The organism is Lactobacillus equicursoris DSM 19284 = JCM 14600 = CIP 110162, from assembly GCF_001434815.1.
GTDB lineage: Bacteria > Bacillota > Bacilli > Lactobacillales > Lactobacillaceae > Lactobacillus > Lactobacillus equicursoris.
Map to the genome: position 1 here is coordinate 22,119 of NZ_AZDU01000022.1, position 13,338 is coordinate 35,456.

12 protein-coding genes are annotated in these 13,338 nt (G+C 50.2%); 1 reads left to right on the forward strand and 11 read right to left on the reverse strand.

The annotated features are described in order from the left end of the window. Positions 1-74 precede the first annotated feature (74 nt). The 4 genes from FC20_RS05465 to FC20_RS05480 are packed head-to-tail and all read right to left on the reverse strand — an operon-like array spanning position 75 to position 5,208. A complete protein-coding gene (locus tag FC20_RS05465) occupies positions 75-314 on the reverse strand; it encodes a SemiSWEET family transporter (protein ID WP_008460630.1) in 240 nt (79 codons plus the stop codon). A gap of 16 nt (positions 315-330) precedes the next feature. Then, positions 331-1,218 (reverse strand): alpha/beta hydrolase, encoded by an 888-nt coding sequence (locus FC20_RS05470; protein ID WP_008460632.1) that lies wholly within the window; start codon positions 1,216-1,218, stop codon positions 331-333. 2 nt (positions 1,219-1,220) lie between these two features. Further along, positions 1,221-2,375, reverse strand: coding sequence for an MFS transporter (locus tag FC20_RS05475; protein WP_236697636.1), 1,155 nt, complete (start codon positions 2,373-2,375; stop codon positions 1,221-1,223). A 55-nt stretch (positions 2,376-2,430) separates the two neighbouring features. Then, on the reverse strand, positions 2,431-5,208 hold the full coding sequence (locus FC20_RS05480; protein ID WP_008460635.1) for a family 78 glycoside hydrolase catalytic domain: 2,778 nt from the start codon (positions 5,206-5,208) through the stop codon (positions 2,431-2,433). A gap of 96 nt (positions 5,209-5,304) precedes the next feature. Here FC20_RS05480 and FC20_RS05485 point away from each other — a divergent pair, with 96 nt between their 5' ends. Next, on the forward strand, positions 5,305-6,420 hold the full coding sequence (locus FC20_RS05485; RefSeq protein WP_236697637.1) for a helix-turn-helix domain-containing protein: 1,116 nt from the start codon (positions 5,305-5,307) through the stop codon (positions 6,418-6,420). Between the two features lie 34 nt (positions 6,421-6,454). Here the strand turns inward: FC20_RS05485 and FC20_RS05490 are convergent, their stop codons facing one another. From FC20_RS05490 to FC20_RS05520, 7 genes are all read right to left on the reverse strand, one after another. Then, the gene (locus tag FC20_RS05490; protein WP_008460639.1) at positions 6,455-7,327 is read right to left on the reverse strand and encodes an ROK family protein; all 873 of its coding nucleotides are present in this window, start codon (positions 7,325-7,327) and stop codon (positions 6,455-6,457) included. Positions 7,328-7,358: 31 nt separating this feature from the next. Then, on the reverse strand, positions 7,359-8,321 hold the full coding sequence (locus FC20_RS05495; protein ID WP_039943390.1) for a type I phosphomannose isomerase catalytic subunit: 963 nt from the start codon (positions 8,319-8,321) through the stop codon (positions 7,359-7,361). Between the two features lie 118 nt (positions 8,322-8,439). Then, entirely contained in the window at positions 8,440-9,831 is a 1,392-nt protein-coding gene (locus FC20_RS05500) for a glycoside hydrolase family 1 protein (RefSeq protein ID WP_008460644.1), read from the reverse strand. A 2-nt stretch (positions 9,832-9,833) separates the two neighbouring features. Next, on the reverse strand, positions 9,834-10,709 hold the full coding sequence (locus tag FC20_RS05505; protein ID WP_008460646.1) for an ROK family protein: 876 nt from the start codon (positions 10,707-10,709) through the stop codon (positions 9,834-9,836). Positions 10,710-10,809: 100 nt separating this feature from the next. Further along, the gene (locus tag FC20_RS05510; RefSeq protein ID WP_169788888.1) at positions 10,810-10,983 is read right to left on the reverse strand and encodes a PTS lactose/cellobiose transporter subunit IIA; all 174 of its coding nucleotides are present in this window, start codon (positions 10,981-10,983) and stop codon (positions 10,810-10,812) included. Between the two features lie 84 nt (positions 10,984-11,067). Continuing rightward, on the reverse strand, positions 11,068-12,501 hold the full coding sequence (locus FC20_RS05515) for a PTS sugar transporter subunit IIC (protein WP_008460648.1): 1,434 nt from the start codon (positions 12,499-12,501) through the stop codon (positions 11,068-11,070). Between the two features lie 26 nt (positions 12,502-12,527). Then, positions 12,528-12,845: a PTS sugar transporter subunit IIB gene (locus FC20_RS05520; RefSeq protein ID WP_008460650.1), complete on the reverse strand. Its 318-nt coding sequence runs from the start codon at positions 12,843-12,845 to the stop codon at positions 12,528-12,530. Between the last annotated feature and the right edge of the window lie 493 nt (positions 12,846-13,338).

The following is a 13,338-nucleotide window of genomic DNA, read 5'->3' on the forward strand; positions in this document are numbered from 1 at the left end:
AAAAAAGGGAGCCGGATCTACCGATCCGGCTCCTAACATACCTAAATTGAGTTTTTCGGAGAGGAAACTTTAAGTTAAAAACACGTGATTGCCGTGGCTAGGCCCAAGACAATTCCTGGAGCGTTGGCCACGATGATTGGCCAGTCGCGCTTAGGCGCATTCCAGCCATAGGCCACCCACAAACTAGCGTTGATGGCGGCGACTAGGGGTTGCACCGGATTCCCTTTTTGACCACTAAGGTTGCTGGCGATCTGGGCAAGGTAGGAAACATACATCAAGACAGAGATGGCTGAGGCTACCCGCCCTAGCAGCAAGAATCTTTTTTCTTTCTTAGTCAAATTTAACCCCTGCCTTGAAAAATTCACCGATCTGTTTAATCGCCAAATCCGTTTCTGGCATATCGAACAAGATAAAGACATGGAAGAGGTCTTGCCAAACGTGCCACTGTACATCCACGCCAGCCTTTTCGCATAAGTTGTTCAAAATGGCACTGCTGTCATACTTGACTTCCTCGCTGCCGCAATTGATGAACAGCGGCGGGAAGCCCGTGAAGTCGCCATAGATTGGTGAAATCAGCGGATCAATCTTGGCCGGCTCGTCAAAATATGGTACCGGAGCCGTGGCACCGACCAGCATCGGATCGCGTTCGGTTCTCAGGTATTCAGAAGCTGAGGTGTTCAGCTGGTTGATCACTGGTGAAAAAACGGATACTCGTTCTGGCAGCTTTTTCCCTTCATCCTTTAACTGTAAAGTCAGAGTCAAGGCCAGGGTGGCCCCGGCACTTTCACCAAAGACCAGGACTTGGTCATAGAGCCCGCGGAGGTAGTCGTAAGCCCGCATTATGTCTTCTTGAGCGGCTGGATGACGGCCTTCTGGGTACTGGGTGTAGTCGACCGCGAAGACGTCAATCCCGCTGCCGATGGCCTGGCCCAATTTGATGGCTATCTTGCGGCGGGAGTAAACCGTCCCTGTCGCATAGGCACCGCCGTGAAGGAACATCAAGACTGCCTTAGGTGAATCTGCTCTTAAGTAAAATTCCCCCTTCACGCCGCCTTCATCAACCGCCTTCAGCGTCACCTCTTCTGGCAAGTCGTACTTATTGCCTTCATCGGCGCCCTTTCTGGCCGCCAGGGCGATTTCTGGGGTCAGCGATGCCTGTCCCGACTTAATGTATTTTCTAGAAAATTCAATTGCTTGCTTTGCTTGTTCACTTAACATTTTTAAGCCTCTTTTACTTCTTTAAACTTCAAGTTGCCAAAGTTGATTCCGATCAGAATTGCGACTACCAAGAGGGCAGCAAAGACGATCGTCCCGCACAAGAAGGTGAATTCTGGACTTTCGTTGTTAAAAGTCTTGCCCAAAAATTGTGCAATATATGGTGACAAAAGCGAACCAATGTTAGCCGTAGTCATGACTACGGAAGTAGAGAATGGCACTTGGGCTGGGGAAGTGAAGATCCCAATGTTAGTCATGCAGGAAACCATGGTCATGGATACGGCAATCCCGCTTAACACGATGCCGACGCCGCTCAAAGTGAGGGAGTTAGACATGGTCAAAATCAGGTAGGACAGGAAGCCTGAACCTAAAGAAATCGCGAGTGAGAACTTTTTAACAGCTTGTGGCAGGGCCATGAAGATGAAGCCACCGGCTGCCATGGCAAAGGACATGATGCCCATCAAGGTGCTGGCGCTTTGAGCAGTACCGTAGCCCTTAGAGATAACGAGTGACGCAAACTTGATACTTACGAAAGCAAAGGAAAAGTTGAAGAAGAACATGAAGGCCGCCAAAAGCCAAATCTTGCCGTCCACCTTCTTGGAGTTAACCGGCTTTTCTGCTTGAGCAGCTGGGCCAGCTTCATGCTTACCCAAGATGTTTGGTACAAAAATCGCTACCAATAAGAGAACTGGCAAAGCCATGGCGTTAACCCAGTAAGCTGCGTGCCAGCCTTGACCCATCAAGACACCGGCGAAAAAGGTCATCAAGAACATCCCCAAGCCTTGGACCACGCTGGACAGACCCATCAAGCGTTGTTGTTCTTGGCCCTGGTAGAGGCTGATGATCAAAGATTGGGAGTATGAAGCCAAAAGCCCCGTACCAACGCCGACCCCGATTCTTGAAGCAAAAATCAGTGGGAAATTGTTGGAGAAAACTGGGATTACACCAGAGATCAGCAAGACCGTCAAACCGATCAAGATGGTCTTCTTAACGCCAATTTTTTCGGCAATGACATTGCTCAAAGGGGTGAAGAAGATAATCCCCAATGCAGGAACTGTCATGGTTAATTCGACCAAGGTTGGCGCGGTTTGCGGAAAGGCCTTGATCATGGCAGGTACAGTTGCCGCGGTAGCGCCGCCGGAAACCGTAAAAATGTTCAATAGCAGAATTGAGAGCTTTGTCCAAAAGCTGTTAATATTTTTTTCTTTACTCATCTTATTCACCTAATGCATATTCCTTAAATACTTGGTTAATGGATTCGATATCCTTGTCTTCAAAAGGCTTAAAGCCGATCCCCCGCATCTCCCGGCTTAACTGGAAGAGCGAGTATTGACCGAAGTGGTCCAGGTTGCCTGGAATGGTTAAAAAGCCCCAGAATGGCACCAACTTGCTTAATTTTTCAGTTAAAGCCGCGTGGCTCGCAAATTCTTTCAGTGGCGTGTGGACGTCGCAAGCTTCAACGATTGGCGATTCTAGCTGGAGCTGAAACGTGTAGCTCCCGCTCTTCAAAAGTTCACCGCCAAAAGCTTGCCCGTTAACGGTCATTTGCCCGGCGGGCAGATCCAGCTTGACCTGGCTGCCCAGGGGAATCTCAAGCAGGATAGTTACCTGGTCGGCTTTTTCCAGCTTGACGCTAGCTTTAACCAGACCCGTTGGTAACATAACTTGTCCGGCCACTTCCTTAAATTTAGAGCTGATCAGCGGCTTGAAGATAACATTTTTGCCTGCTTGCGTTAGACCCACGAGTTCTTCGTAGGCCCAGGCCATCACGGCCCCACTTGAATAGTGGTTCAGGGAGTTCATTCCGTTTTTGGCAATGTGGCCATCCTCTTCAACGGAATTCCACCGTTCCCAGATAGTGGTGGCCCCCTTTTTCACTTCGTAGAGCCAGCTTGGGAAGTCGGTATTTAAAAAGAGGCGCAAGGCCAGCTGCTCTTGGCCATTGTGGGTTAAGGCTGGCAGCAAGAGCGGCGTACCGACAAAGCCGGTGTCTAGGTGGTTGCGGTTGCCTTCAATCTTGGTTACTAAGCTGTTAACCAGACCCTTTTTGGCAGCTGCTGGATACAGGCCAAATTCCAGGCAAAGAGCAAGACCCGTTTGGGTGTTGGCAATGGCTAAACCGTCTGGCGTATAGAAGTGCTTGATAAAGGCTTCCTTGATCAGGCGGCTCAGCTGCCGGTAGTACTGGTATTCATGCTTCATCCCTAAGACTTCCGCTGCCTGGCTGACGATCTTGGCTGAATAGTAGTAGTAGGCGCTGGCAATCAGGTCGTCTGGCGTCTTCCCCTTCAGCTTCATGATGTCTTCCGTGTCCAGGGCCAGCCAGTCGCCCAGCTGGTCATCGCCCAGCCACAGGTACTCATTGCCGTTAGCAAGTGCCCGGTCGTGAACCCAGTCCACCCAGGACATCATGGCACCAATATTTTGGCGCAGGATCGCCTTATCACCGCTTCTTTGGTAGCTGACCCAAGGAATGATCGTCGCCGCATCGCTCCACACGGCCTTGCCGCCGTCATCGTTGCCAACGGATGGTACGTAGAGTGGCACCTTGCCAGCTAGACGGCTTTGCTCTACGGCAATGTCATAGGAAAACTTTTTATTGAATTGGTAAGTATCCATATTGTAGCTGGCCGTTAAGGCAAAAATTGCCGCATCCCCAGTCCAGCCAAGGCGCTCATCCCGCTGCGGGCAGTCGGTTGGGATATCCACAAAGTTGGACTTTTGTCCCCACTTAACGTTCTCAAAGAGGCGGTTGACCTCGGCATTGTCAGTTTGAATATTTCCTGTTTCGTCCATGTCTGAGTAAAGGGCTACAGCCTTAAAGTCGCTGGCTGTGAGGTCCCCTGACCAGCCAGTCACCTTGGCATATCTAAAGCCAAAGTAGGTGAAGTGTGGCCGGATCCACTTTTCTTCCCCGCCACTGACATAGGTAAATTGGGCTCTGGCTGAGCGGAGGTTGTCCCGGTAAAATTCCCCATCTTGCATGATTTCACCAAAGTCGATTGTGACCTTGTTGCCCTTAGGCAGGCGGTTCTTGAATTCCACCCAGCCAGCTAAGTTTTGGCCAAAGTCCAGGACTTGGTCGCCGCTTTGGGTCATTATTACCCGGGGAATAAATTCCTCATGGGCTGTAATTGGCAGGCTGCGGCGGTCCAACAGGTATTTGCCGGAAGCCTGTTTCACCACCGCTTTTTCCAAGACTTGCCGGGAAATAGTTTCATCAAAGTCTTCCCCGTAGTAGATGCCGGAATGAGTTACTGGCGACGTCACCACGTCCCAGCTATCATCAGTGGCGATGACTTCTTCACCGTCTGCACTTACTAAGCGCAGGTCGGCGATCGCCTTGAGCTCGCTGCCATAGTTGTCTGGCACCCCGCCGTGCTGGGCCAAGCCGAGCTTCCCCCGGTACCAGCCATCTGCTAAAACGATCCGCAAAAGGTGGTCGCCTGGCGTAACTAAACTAGTCACGTCGTAGCTGGCTCTTTGCACGTAGTAGCGGTAGTCGGTAAAGCCTGGTGCCAGGTACTCGTCGCCGACTTTTTGCCCATCCAGGTAGGCTTCAAAGAGGCCAACGCCGGAGACATAGAGACGAGCATTTTTAACCGTTTCTGCCGTAAACTTTTTCTTTAAGATAAGGGAGTGAAGGTCCAACTTGCTGGTCCCAATCCAGTCGCCGGCCATTTTTTCTTTCAAGTAGCCCGTTTCAAAATAGCTAGTTTCAGCAAGCTCTTGTCCATTAATCTTGGCGGACACTTCCACCATGTACCGGCTTCTTGGGACTAAAGCTAAGTCGACGTCCTCAAAAATCAAGTCAGTGGCTGCTTCCCAGCCGCTGTCGTAGACAACTTCTTCGCCCTGCTTGATTGCCAGGCGTCTATCGATTTCGTTAGTCTGGACGGCTTCGTCCAGAAAAGCCGCGATGTGTAATTTCTTTCCCAGTTCAAAGCCCAGCGGCTTGACCAAGTGGTTGATTTCAATTTTGCTGATTTGCATTGATAATCCCTCTGTTTCGCTTGCAGCGCTTACAGTGGATATTGTATGATATCCTTAGCAGGTTTTTTTCGTAAAAATGCTATTTATTTGGTTTTTGTGCACAAAAAAGAAAGCGGTTTAAAAATGGACCTTGAGCGACTCCTCCAAACCTTCCATGACGGCACCTCCCTTAACCTTTACGTCCTAACAGGTCAAGGGCAGGTAGAGCAGGAATTTATCCGGCCCCTGGCACCCCATTTGCCGGAAATTTTTATCAAAAAATGCCTAAAGCAGGTCAACGACCTGGACCTGCTCTTGCCCGATAACAAAAATTCCCTTGGCAAGTTCCGTTATGCAGACAAAATTATCGTCGGCTGGAACGCCAATATCACCATCGCTGGCCAGGGCAATCTGGACCGGCTGGCGCCCCTGCTTGGCTTTGACCAGTTTGCCAGTTTAATGAAGAGCCTGTATTTTGCGATTTTTCGCACCTGGCCGCAAACGGAGCTTACCGACCAAGGCTTTTTTACTGGGGAAAATCTGACGATTGAGCCCATGCAAAAAAGCGCCGATTACGAAGGCTACCTGGCTGAACAGGAACTCATGGAGGCTGTCCAGCTGGGCAATTTAGACCTTTATAATCAGCGCTTTCGCTCGTTTATTAAAGAAGGGAATATTGGACTTTTAGGGGCCGGCAAGCTGCGACGGGAAAAGAACCTGGCTATTTCCGCCACCACCCTCTACACCCGGGCTGCCATCCGGGGCGGGTTAGCAGCTAGCGAGGCCTACGCCTTGAGCGACCAGATCATCAACAGGCTGGAGAAGGACACAGTCATCTCCAACTTTTACGAGTATTCCCGGGCGATTGGGGAAATTTTTGTCAACCGGGTCGCTCGCAGCAATCGGACGAGCCTGACGCCCCTGGTCTACAAGGCCGAAGAGTACATCTACCACCACTATGCGGACATTACTAGTGTCCAAGAAATCGCTGACCGGCTGGCCGTCAGCCGCTCCTACCTCCAGCACCTATTTAAAAAGGAGACCGGGATGACCCTGGTCGCCTTCATCAACCAGGTCAAAGTGGCCCAGGCCAAGCACGAGCTGATTTTTACCAATCGGACCCTTAGCGAGATCTGCGATGATGTCGGCTTCTCCAGTGGGAGCCTGTTTTCCACCACCTTTAAAAAGGTGGCTGGGATCAGCCCGCTGACTTACCGGAAGCAGTACAAGTAACCAAAAAATCGCTAGCATACGCTAGCGATTTTTATTACTTTAATAAGTCCTTAGCCATTTCGTAGCAGCCCAAAACTGCAGAGCCGTTGTTTGGCACGATTGGCCGCACGATCAATTCATCCACGTTGCCAACTTCTACGTAGTCGTTGTTCATTTCCTTGAAGTACTTTCTTACAGTTGGCATGTCGCCTTCGTTCAAGACGGAGCCGCCGACCACCATCACGTCTGGCCGGATGGTCAGGTAGATGTTGTAAAGCATTTCTGCCACGTAGTAAGAAATCAGATCAAAGACTGGGTTATCCCGGTCCAGGTCTTCGCCTGGAATGCCAGTTCTGCCCTTCAAGGTTGGACCAGCCGTCAAGCCTTCCCCGCAGGCATCCCCGTGGAATGGGCAGCCGCCCTCGTAGTTATCATCAGCCCGCTTAGGGATCCGCATGTGGCCCATTTCGGAGTGGTTGGTGTAGCCAATAAAGTGGCCTTGCTGGATGGCACCAGCGCCCACGCCCGTCCCAATGGTGATGTACAGGTATGTCTTTTCGTTATCGCGGCCACGGGCGATGTATTCCCCGTAGCAAGAGGCGTTGACGTCAGTCGTCAAAACGGCTGGTACGCCCAGTTCTCTTTCAAAGTAGCCCTTCAGCTCAGTGTTGGACCAACCTGGCTTTGGCGTCTTGGTAATGTAGCCAAAAGTCTTGGAGTTCGGGTTGATGTCGATGGGGCCAAAGGAGCCGATGGCCAAGGCGTTTACTGAATTTTCTTTAAAAAAGTCCCGGCACGCTTCCAAGGTTTCCGCTGGGGTCGTGGTTGGCACCCGCTTGGTTGCGACCGTTTCGCCGCTTTCCACGTTTTGCACGCCTAAAACAAACTTGGTACCACCAGCCTCAATACTGCCAACAAATTGTGTCATTCTGTATATCTCCTATACTGTCAAAATCAAGTTACGCTTCGTCGCCTGGCTTTGAAGCAATAATTGTTGCGCTTCCATCTAAAGTATAGCAGGAAATTGTGGTTGGCAAAATCAAATGGTCACCTTTTTTCAAAGAATATGCTTGGCCATCAACCGTCAAGCTGGCAGAGCCATCGATCACTGACATCAAGCGGTACTTGTTGTCCTTGATTTCAAAGTCGCCCTTGCCCTTAACGTCCAGCTTGAAGACGCCGAAGTATTCAGCCATGACAAACTGGGTCACGTGGACGTCGCCCACGTCCCATTCTTCGTGGTTCAAAACTGGGTTCTTAAATGGCACCTCTACCGTATCGATGGATTGTTGCAAGTGGAGTTCGCGCAGCTTGCCAGTCTTCTTGTCCACCCGGTCAAAGTCGTACATCCGGTAAGTGGTGTCACTGGACTGCTGGGTTTCCAGCACCATGATGCCGCTGCCGACGGCATGCACCATGCCATGCGGTACGTAGAAAAAGTCACCTTCGTGAACGGGTACGGTTCTGAGGAGCTTTTTCCATTCCTTGCCATGAACCATGTCGGCGAATTCCTCGCGAGTTTGGGCGTTGTGACCGTAGTAGAGCTTGGCACCTGGCTTAGCCTTGATCACGTACCAGGATTCGGTCTTGCCGAGTTCGCCTTCGTGAATCCGGGCGTATTCGTTGTCGGGGTGCACTTGGACGGACAGGTCTTGGTTGGCATCCAAAATCTTGGTTAGCAGCGGGAAGACGTCACCTTTCGCATTGCCAAAAAGCTCCCGGTGAGCATCCCAGAGTTCGTTCAGCTTCATCCCCTTGTAAGGGCCGTTCTTGATGGTGGCTGGGCCATGCGGGTGGGCCGAAATGGCCCAGGCTTCCCCGGTGTGGTCGCTCGGGATGTCGTAGCCAAATTCGTCGCGCAGGCCAGTGCCGCCCCAAATTTTTTCATGGAAGACTGGTTCTAAAAATAGTGGTTCTGCCATTTGCATTTAATCTCCTTTGCACCTTCAATTGTGTTTCCGCTTGCTTAATTTATTCCACTACCATCATAAGCTATTTTGCGACCAGATTGGGAAAAATCAGCGAAAGATCTTGCAAAAATCAATCCGCGTCCAGCTCATTGCTGTCGCTCAGCTTCCGGTACCAGTAAGCCGACTTCTTCAAGGTCTTCTTCTGGGTGTGAATGTCGTCGCGGATCAGCCCGTAGCGGTTCCGGTAGGCGTTCATCCAGGACCAGCAGTCGATCGCCGTCCACAAGAAGTAGCCCTTGCAGTTGGACCCTTCTTCAATCCCCTGGTGCAGCCACTTCAGGTGGTTGCGGATGAAGTTGATCCGGTAGTCATCTTGGACCACGCCGTTTTTATCCATGAACCGCTCTTCCCGGGAAACCCCCATGCCGTTTTCAGAAACAAACCACGGTACATTGCCATAATTGTCGCGGATGTTGATGGCGATGTCGTAGATGGCCTTTGGATAGATTTCCCAGCCCTTGTCCACGTTCATCACCCGGCCCGGCATCTCGTAGTTGTCAAAGTAAATGTCAGGCATCCAGTCTTGCAGGCTTTCAGGCGAAATGGCTGGCTCTTGCACTCGCATTGGCTGGTAGTAGTTGACGCCGAGCAGGTCGATGGTGTTTTCCTTGATCAGGGCTAATTCTTCATCCGTTGCTTCCCACAAAACGCCGTCCTTGGCCAAAATCTTAGTCAATTTTTCCGGGAACACGCCCTTAATAGCCGCATCCAGCCAGAGATCAACGCACCAGAGGTTGGCAAATTCGGCTGCTTTTTGGTCGCCTTCAGATTCGGATCTGGCGTAGGCTGGCGTTAAGTTCAGGATAATCCCGATGGTGTGGTCATCGCCCTTAAAGCGGGCACGGAACTTTTGAATGGCCTTAGCCGAAGCCAGGTCGATGTTGTAGGCCACCTGCACTGACAAGGGCCCGTCCACCTTCAGCGGGTAGTGGAACATATAGAGGTATCCCCCATCCAAGATGACTTTTGGCTCGTTAAAAGTAAACCAGTGCTTCACCCGGTCACCGTAAAGCTCGTAGGCCTTGTCAGCAAACTTGGCAAAAAGGTCCGTCACGTGCTTACTCTCCCAGCCGCCGTACTTTTTTTGCAGTTCATAAGGCATGTCAAAGTGGCAGAGGTTGATGTAAGGCGTGATGCCATTTGCGATCATACAGTCGATCATGTCGCTATAGAACTTGGCGCCGTCGGGGTCCACCGTGGCCGTTTCAAAGTCGTCGATCAGGCGGGACCACTGGATGGAGGTCCGCAGATTTTTAATCCCAGCCTCCCGCATCAAAGGCAGGTCCTTTTGATAGTCATTGTAAAAATTAGACGCCGTGTCTGGCCCAACCCCAGCGTAAAAGGCTTGGGGGTCAGTGTCGTACCAGTAGTCAAAAACATTGCGGTGGCGCTTGTTAAAGCGGCCTTCTGATTGGGGACCTGAGGTAGCTGCGCCCCAGGCAAAGTTTTCAGGAAATTTCATCTTTATTCTTCTCCATGTTCTTGTTCAAAATCAACGACGCAGCCGCGCAAGTTGGCTTCACCGCGGTACTGGCAAACAGCTAGTTCCGGCTTAACAGTTGCGATCTTAACTTCTTTTCTGATTTTGGCGATTTCATCATTTAATAAAGGCAGCAGATCTGAGTTATTCGAAATGGCGCCCCCAATGATAACCTTTTCCGGGTCAAAGCCGTGCTGGAGGTTGTAAATAGCGTTGGCCAGTACCTTGATTGACCGCGTGCGCTCTTTCAAAGCGACCGGATCGCCGGCCTTGGCCAGGTCGTAGACCTCCTTGCCAGAGCATTTTTTACCCGTGGCTTCGTTATACCGCGCCGCCATTTGGACGGGCGAAGCCGCCTCGCTCAAGGTTAACCCGGCATCGCCGGTAGTTTGGTAGCCGAACTCCCCGCCGTAAAGGTGGGCGCCGTGCCAGATCTGCCGGTTGACGATCAAGGCCCCGCCAACCCCGGTCCCGATAACCATGAAGGCCAGAGAGTCGTGCCCCTGCGCGGCCCCTTCGGCTAATTCCGCAAGTGCCGCGCAGTTGGCGTCATTTTCAATGGATACGGGCAGGCCAAAAAGCTTTTCCAGTTCCGGTACGATCGGAAAGTTGTGGATGTAGGGCAGGGCGCTGGCCCCTTCAATCACGCCGGTCTTCTTGTTGACCGCGCCAGGTGAGGAGATGGCTACGCCGGTCACATTGTTTTTTTCCTTAAACTTGTCCACTTCCGCTTTTAAAGCCTGGTAGAAGTCCGCCAAGTTGTCCGGCGTGTCCACCGCGTGCTTGTCAGTCAATTCGCGTTTTTGCCAGAGGGCGAACTTGATCGTCGTTCCACCGATATCAATTGCTGCTAATGCCATTTTTAACCTCGATTTTTTCAAAAAAACGACCCAAGCGTCACTTGATGCTGGGCCGTTTCCTTAATTACTTTTGGGCCATTTTTTTGTAAACGGCAACCAATTACTTGGCTAGGTCAATGTAAGTAATTGCCGTCATCAAATGGTCTTGAGAGTGAACCAATAACAAAGTTACAGGAATGTGTTCGCCGCTAGCTTCCTTAGTCAGCATGGCAGTTTGGGAATTGTGGGCGTTGACGATTAACCCCATAATTGATTGCATTGCGTTTTCACTCATTTGAATGCCTAATGTTTGAGAAAGATGTCGTGTTTTGTAGAAATAAAGTTTTAATATACAGTTTCTTTTTAAAAAAGCTTCCGCTTAGGCTTCAGCATTTGCTTGTTCCCGCTTCAGCAATTCTTGGTCATACTTCTTGGCAAATGGGAAGTAAACCAGAGTAGAGATGACCAAGACGCAGAATTGCCATACGGCGATCTTCCAGCCACCGATGAAGAAGCCGGAGAGAACGGCTGGCGTGGTCCATGGAGCGGCAACCCCGTTCAGTGGTGGCAAGATACCGAAGTTGATCAAAGCGTAAGTTGACAGGCTGACGATCAGCGGTACGCCGAAGAATGGAACCGCCAGGAATGGGTTCATCACCAGTGGCAGACCGAACAGGAATGGTTCGTTGATGTTGAAGATGGAAGGTACCAGTTCGATCTTACCGATAGCCTTCATTTGTTGCGACTTAGCGAAGAAGACCGTAAAGACAACCAAACCAATGGTAATCCCTGAACCAGTCAAGTTAATGAAGTTGTTGTAGAATTCGTTGGTGATAATGTGGGCACCGTTAGCAAGTGAAAGCTTCCCAGCGTGGTAAAGGGCAGCGTTGGCTGCGGTGTTTGGCAGCAAGAAGGCACTGGCTACAGAACCAACAATCAAACCGCCGTGAACGCCGAAGAACCAGAAGAATGGTACGGCCAAGCCGATGACGATCGCACCGCCCCATGAGTCGGACACGCCTTGCATTGGAATTTCCAGCACCTTGTAGATCCAGTTGAGCAGGTCGGTGTTGCCGAATTGCTTGAAGGCTGCAAAGAGCAGCATGCAGGCTGTCAAAATGATGCCGGCTGGAATCATGGCTGAGAACTGCTTAGAAACGCTGGCTGGCACTTGTTCAGGCAGCTTGATTTCCCAGCCCTTCTTCATCATGACGCTGTATGACCAGCCAACTAAAAGGCCGATGATGATGGCAGCGACCATGCCTTGGCCACCCATCCATGAAGTGTTCAAAACGCCGGTAACTGGTGACAGAATAAAGGTCTTCATGGCGCTTGGCAGCTTGTCCAAGTTTTGGGTCACAGCTGAGCCAGTAACCACAACCTTGCCAGCTGAGTTAGAAATACCGCTGGACAAGGCTGCCTTCATTGGGCTGTCAACTTGCATAAATTGGAGCAAGAAGAAGGCACACAGGGCAGTTAGGGCACCTGGAAGTGGCTCAACTTTTTCATTCTTAATGTAAACATAGGCAATCCCGACAACGGACCAGATGGAGATCATCCCGAAGCTGGCCGCGTAGGCTTGACTAAAGAAGGCTGACCAGCCGCTGTTCGCCAATTCCGTAGAAACTGCGGGAATTGGGAAGTTGGACATGATCAAGAAGATAGACCCGATGATGATGAATGGCAGAGAGTAAACCATCCCATCTTGGAGCGCCTTAACAGCCTTCGTGTTAACGAATTTCATGATTGGCGGCAAGATTTTAGCGTTAACGAACTCGCTAAAGCCGCTCTTCTTACTAGTATCAGTACTCATCACTTTTTCCTCAATCTACCTAAATCCTAACCAACCAGCTTCTTGGCTTGTTGAACGACCTTTTCGCCGTCCATCATGCCGTAAGCTGCCATGTCAATGACTTCGACTGGAATGCCAGTGCCTTCAACCTTCTTTTCAAAGTCGGCCAACATGTAGCTGACTTGTGGCCCCAACAAGACGCAGCTGATGTTCTTGTTTTCCAAGTTAGTGTCGGCTTCAGCGGCTGGACAAGCAAAGATTTCGTAGTCCAAACCGTCCTTCTTAGCAGCCTCCTGCATCTTCTTCACGAGCATGCTAGTGCTCATCCCGGCTGAGCAACAAAGCATTACTGTCTTTTCAGCCATTCTTATTACCTCCTAAAAAATATCTCAACTGCTTTTATCTGTTATCGCTTACAATTCGTAGTATATACTCTTTAAAATAAAATGTCTAGTTCTTTTCGTAAAAATATGGTTTTTATTTGGTGGTTTTGGTAACTGGGACAAGCGTAGCCGCAAATTTTACTCAACTGAACCGGACTTTTTAATAATCGTGGCAACTTTTTACTCAACTGCCGAAGCCTTTCTCATAATTGAAACACGACTTTACTCAACTGCAGCCATATTTCTCATAATTCCCCTTATGTTGTACTCAACTACACTCTCGTTTCTCATAATTGCCCCTATAATTGACTCAACTAGTTCTTCGTCTCTCATAATTCGAATTATTAAAAGCTAAAACGCAGTTGAGTCAATTTTGTACCAAAAGATTAAAAAATCGGTCGTACTTGAGTACGGCCGATTCCTAATTATTAAAATGCTGCTGGCAGTTGAGTAAAGAAATTTCCGATTATTAAAA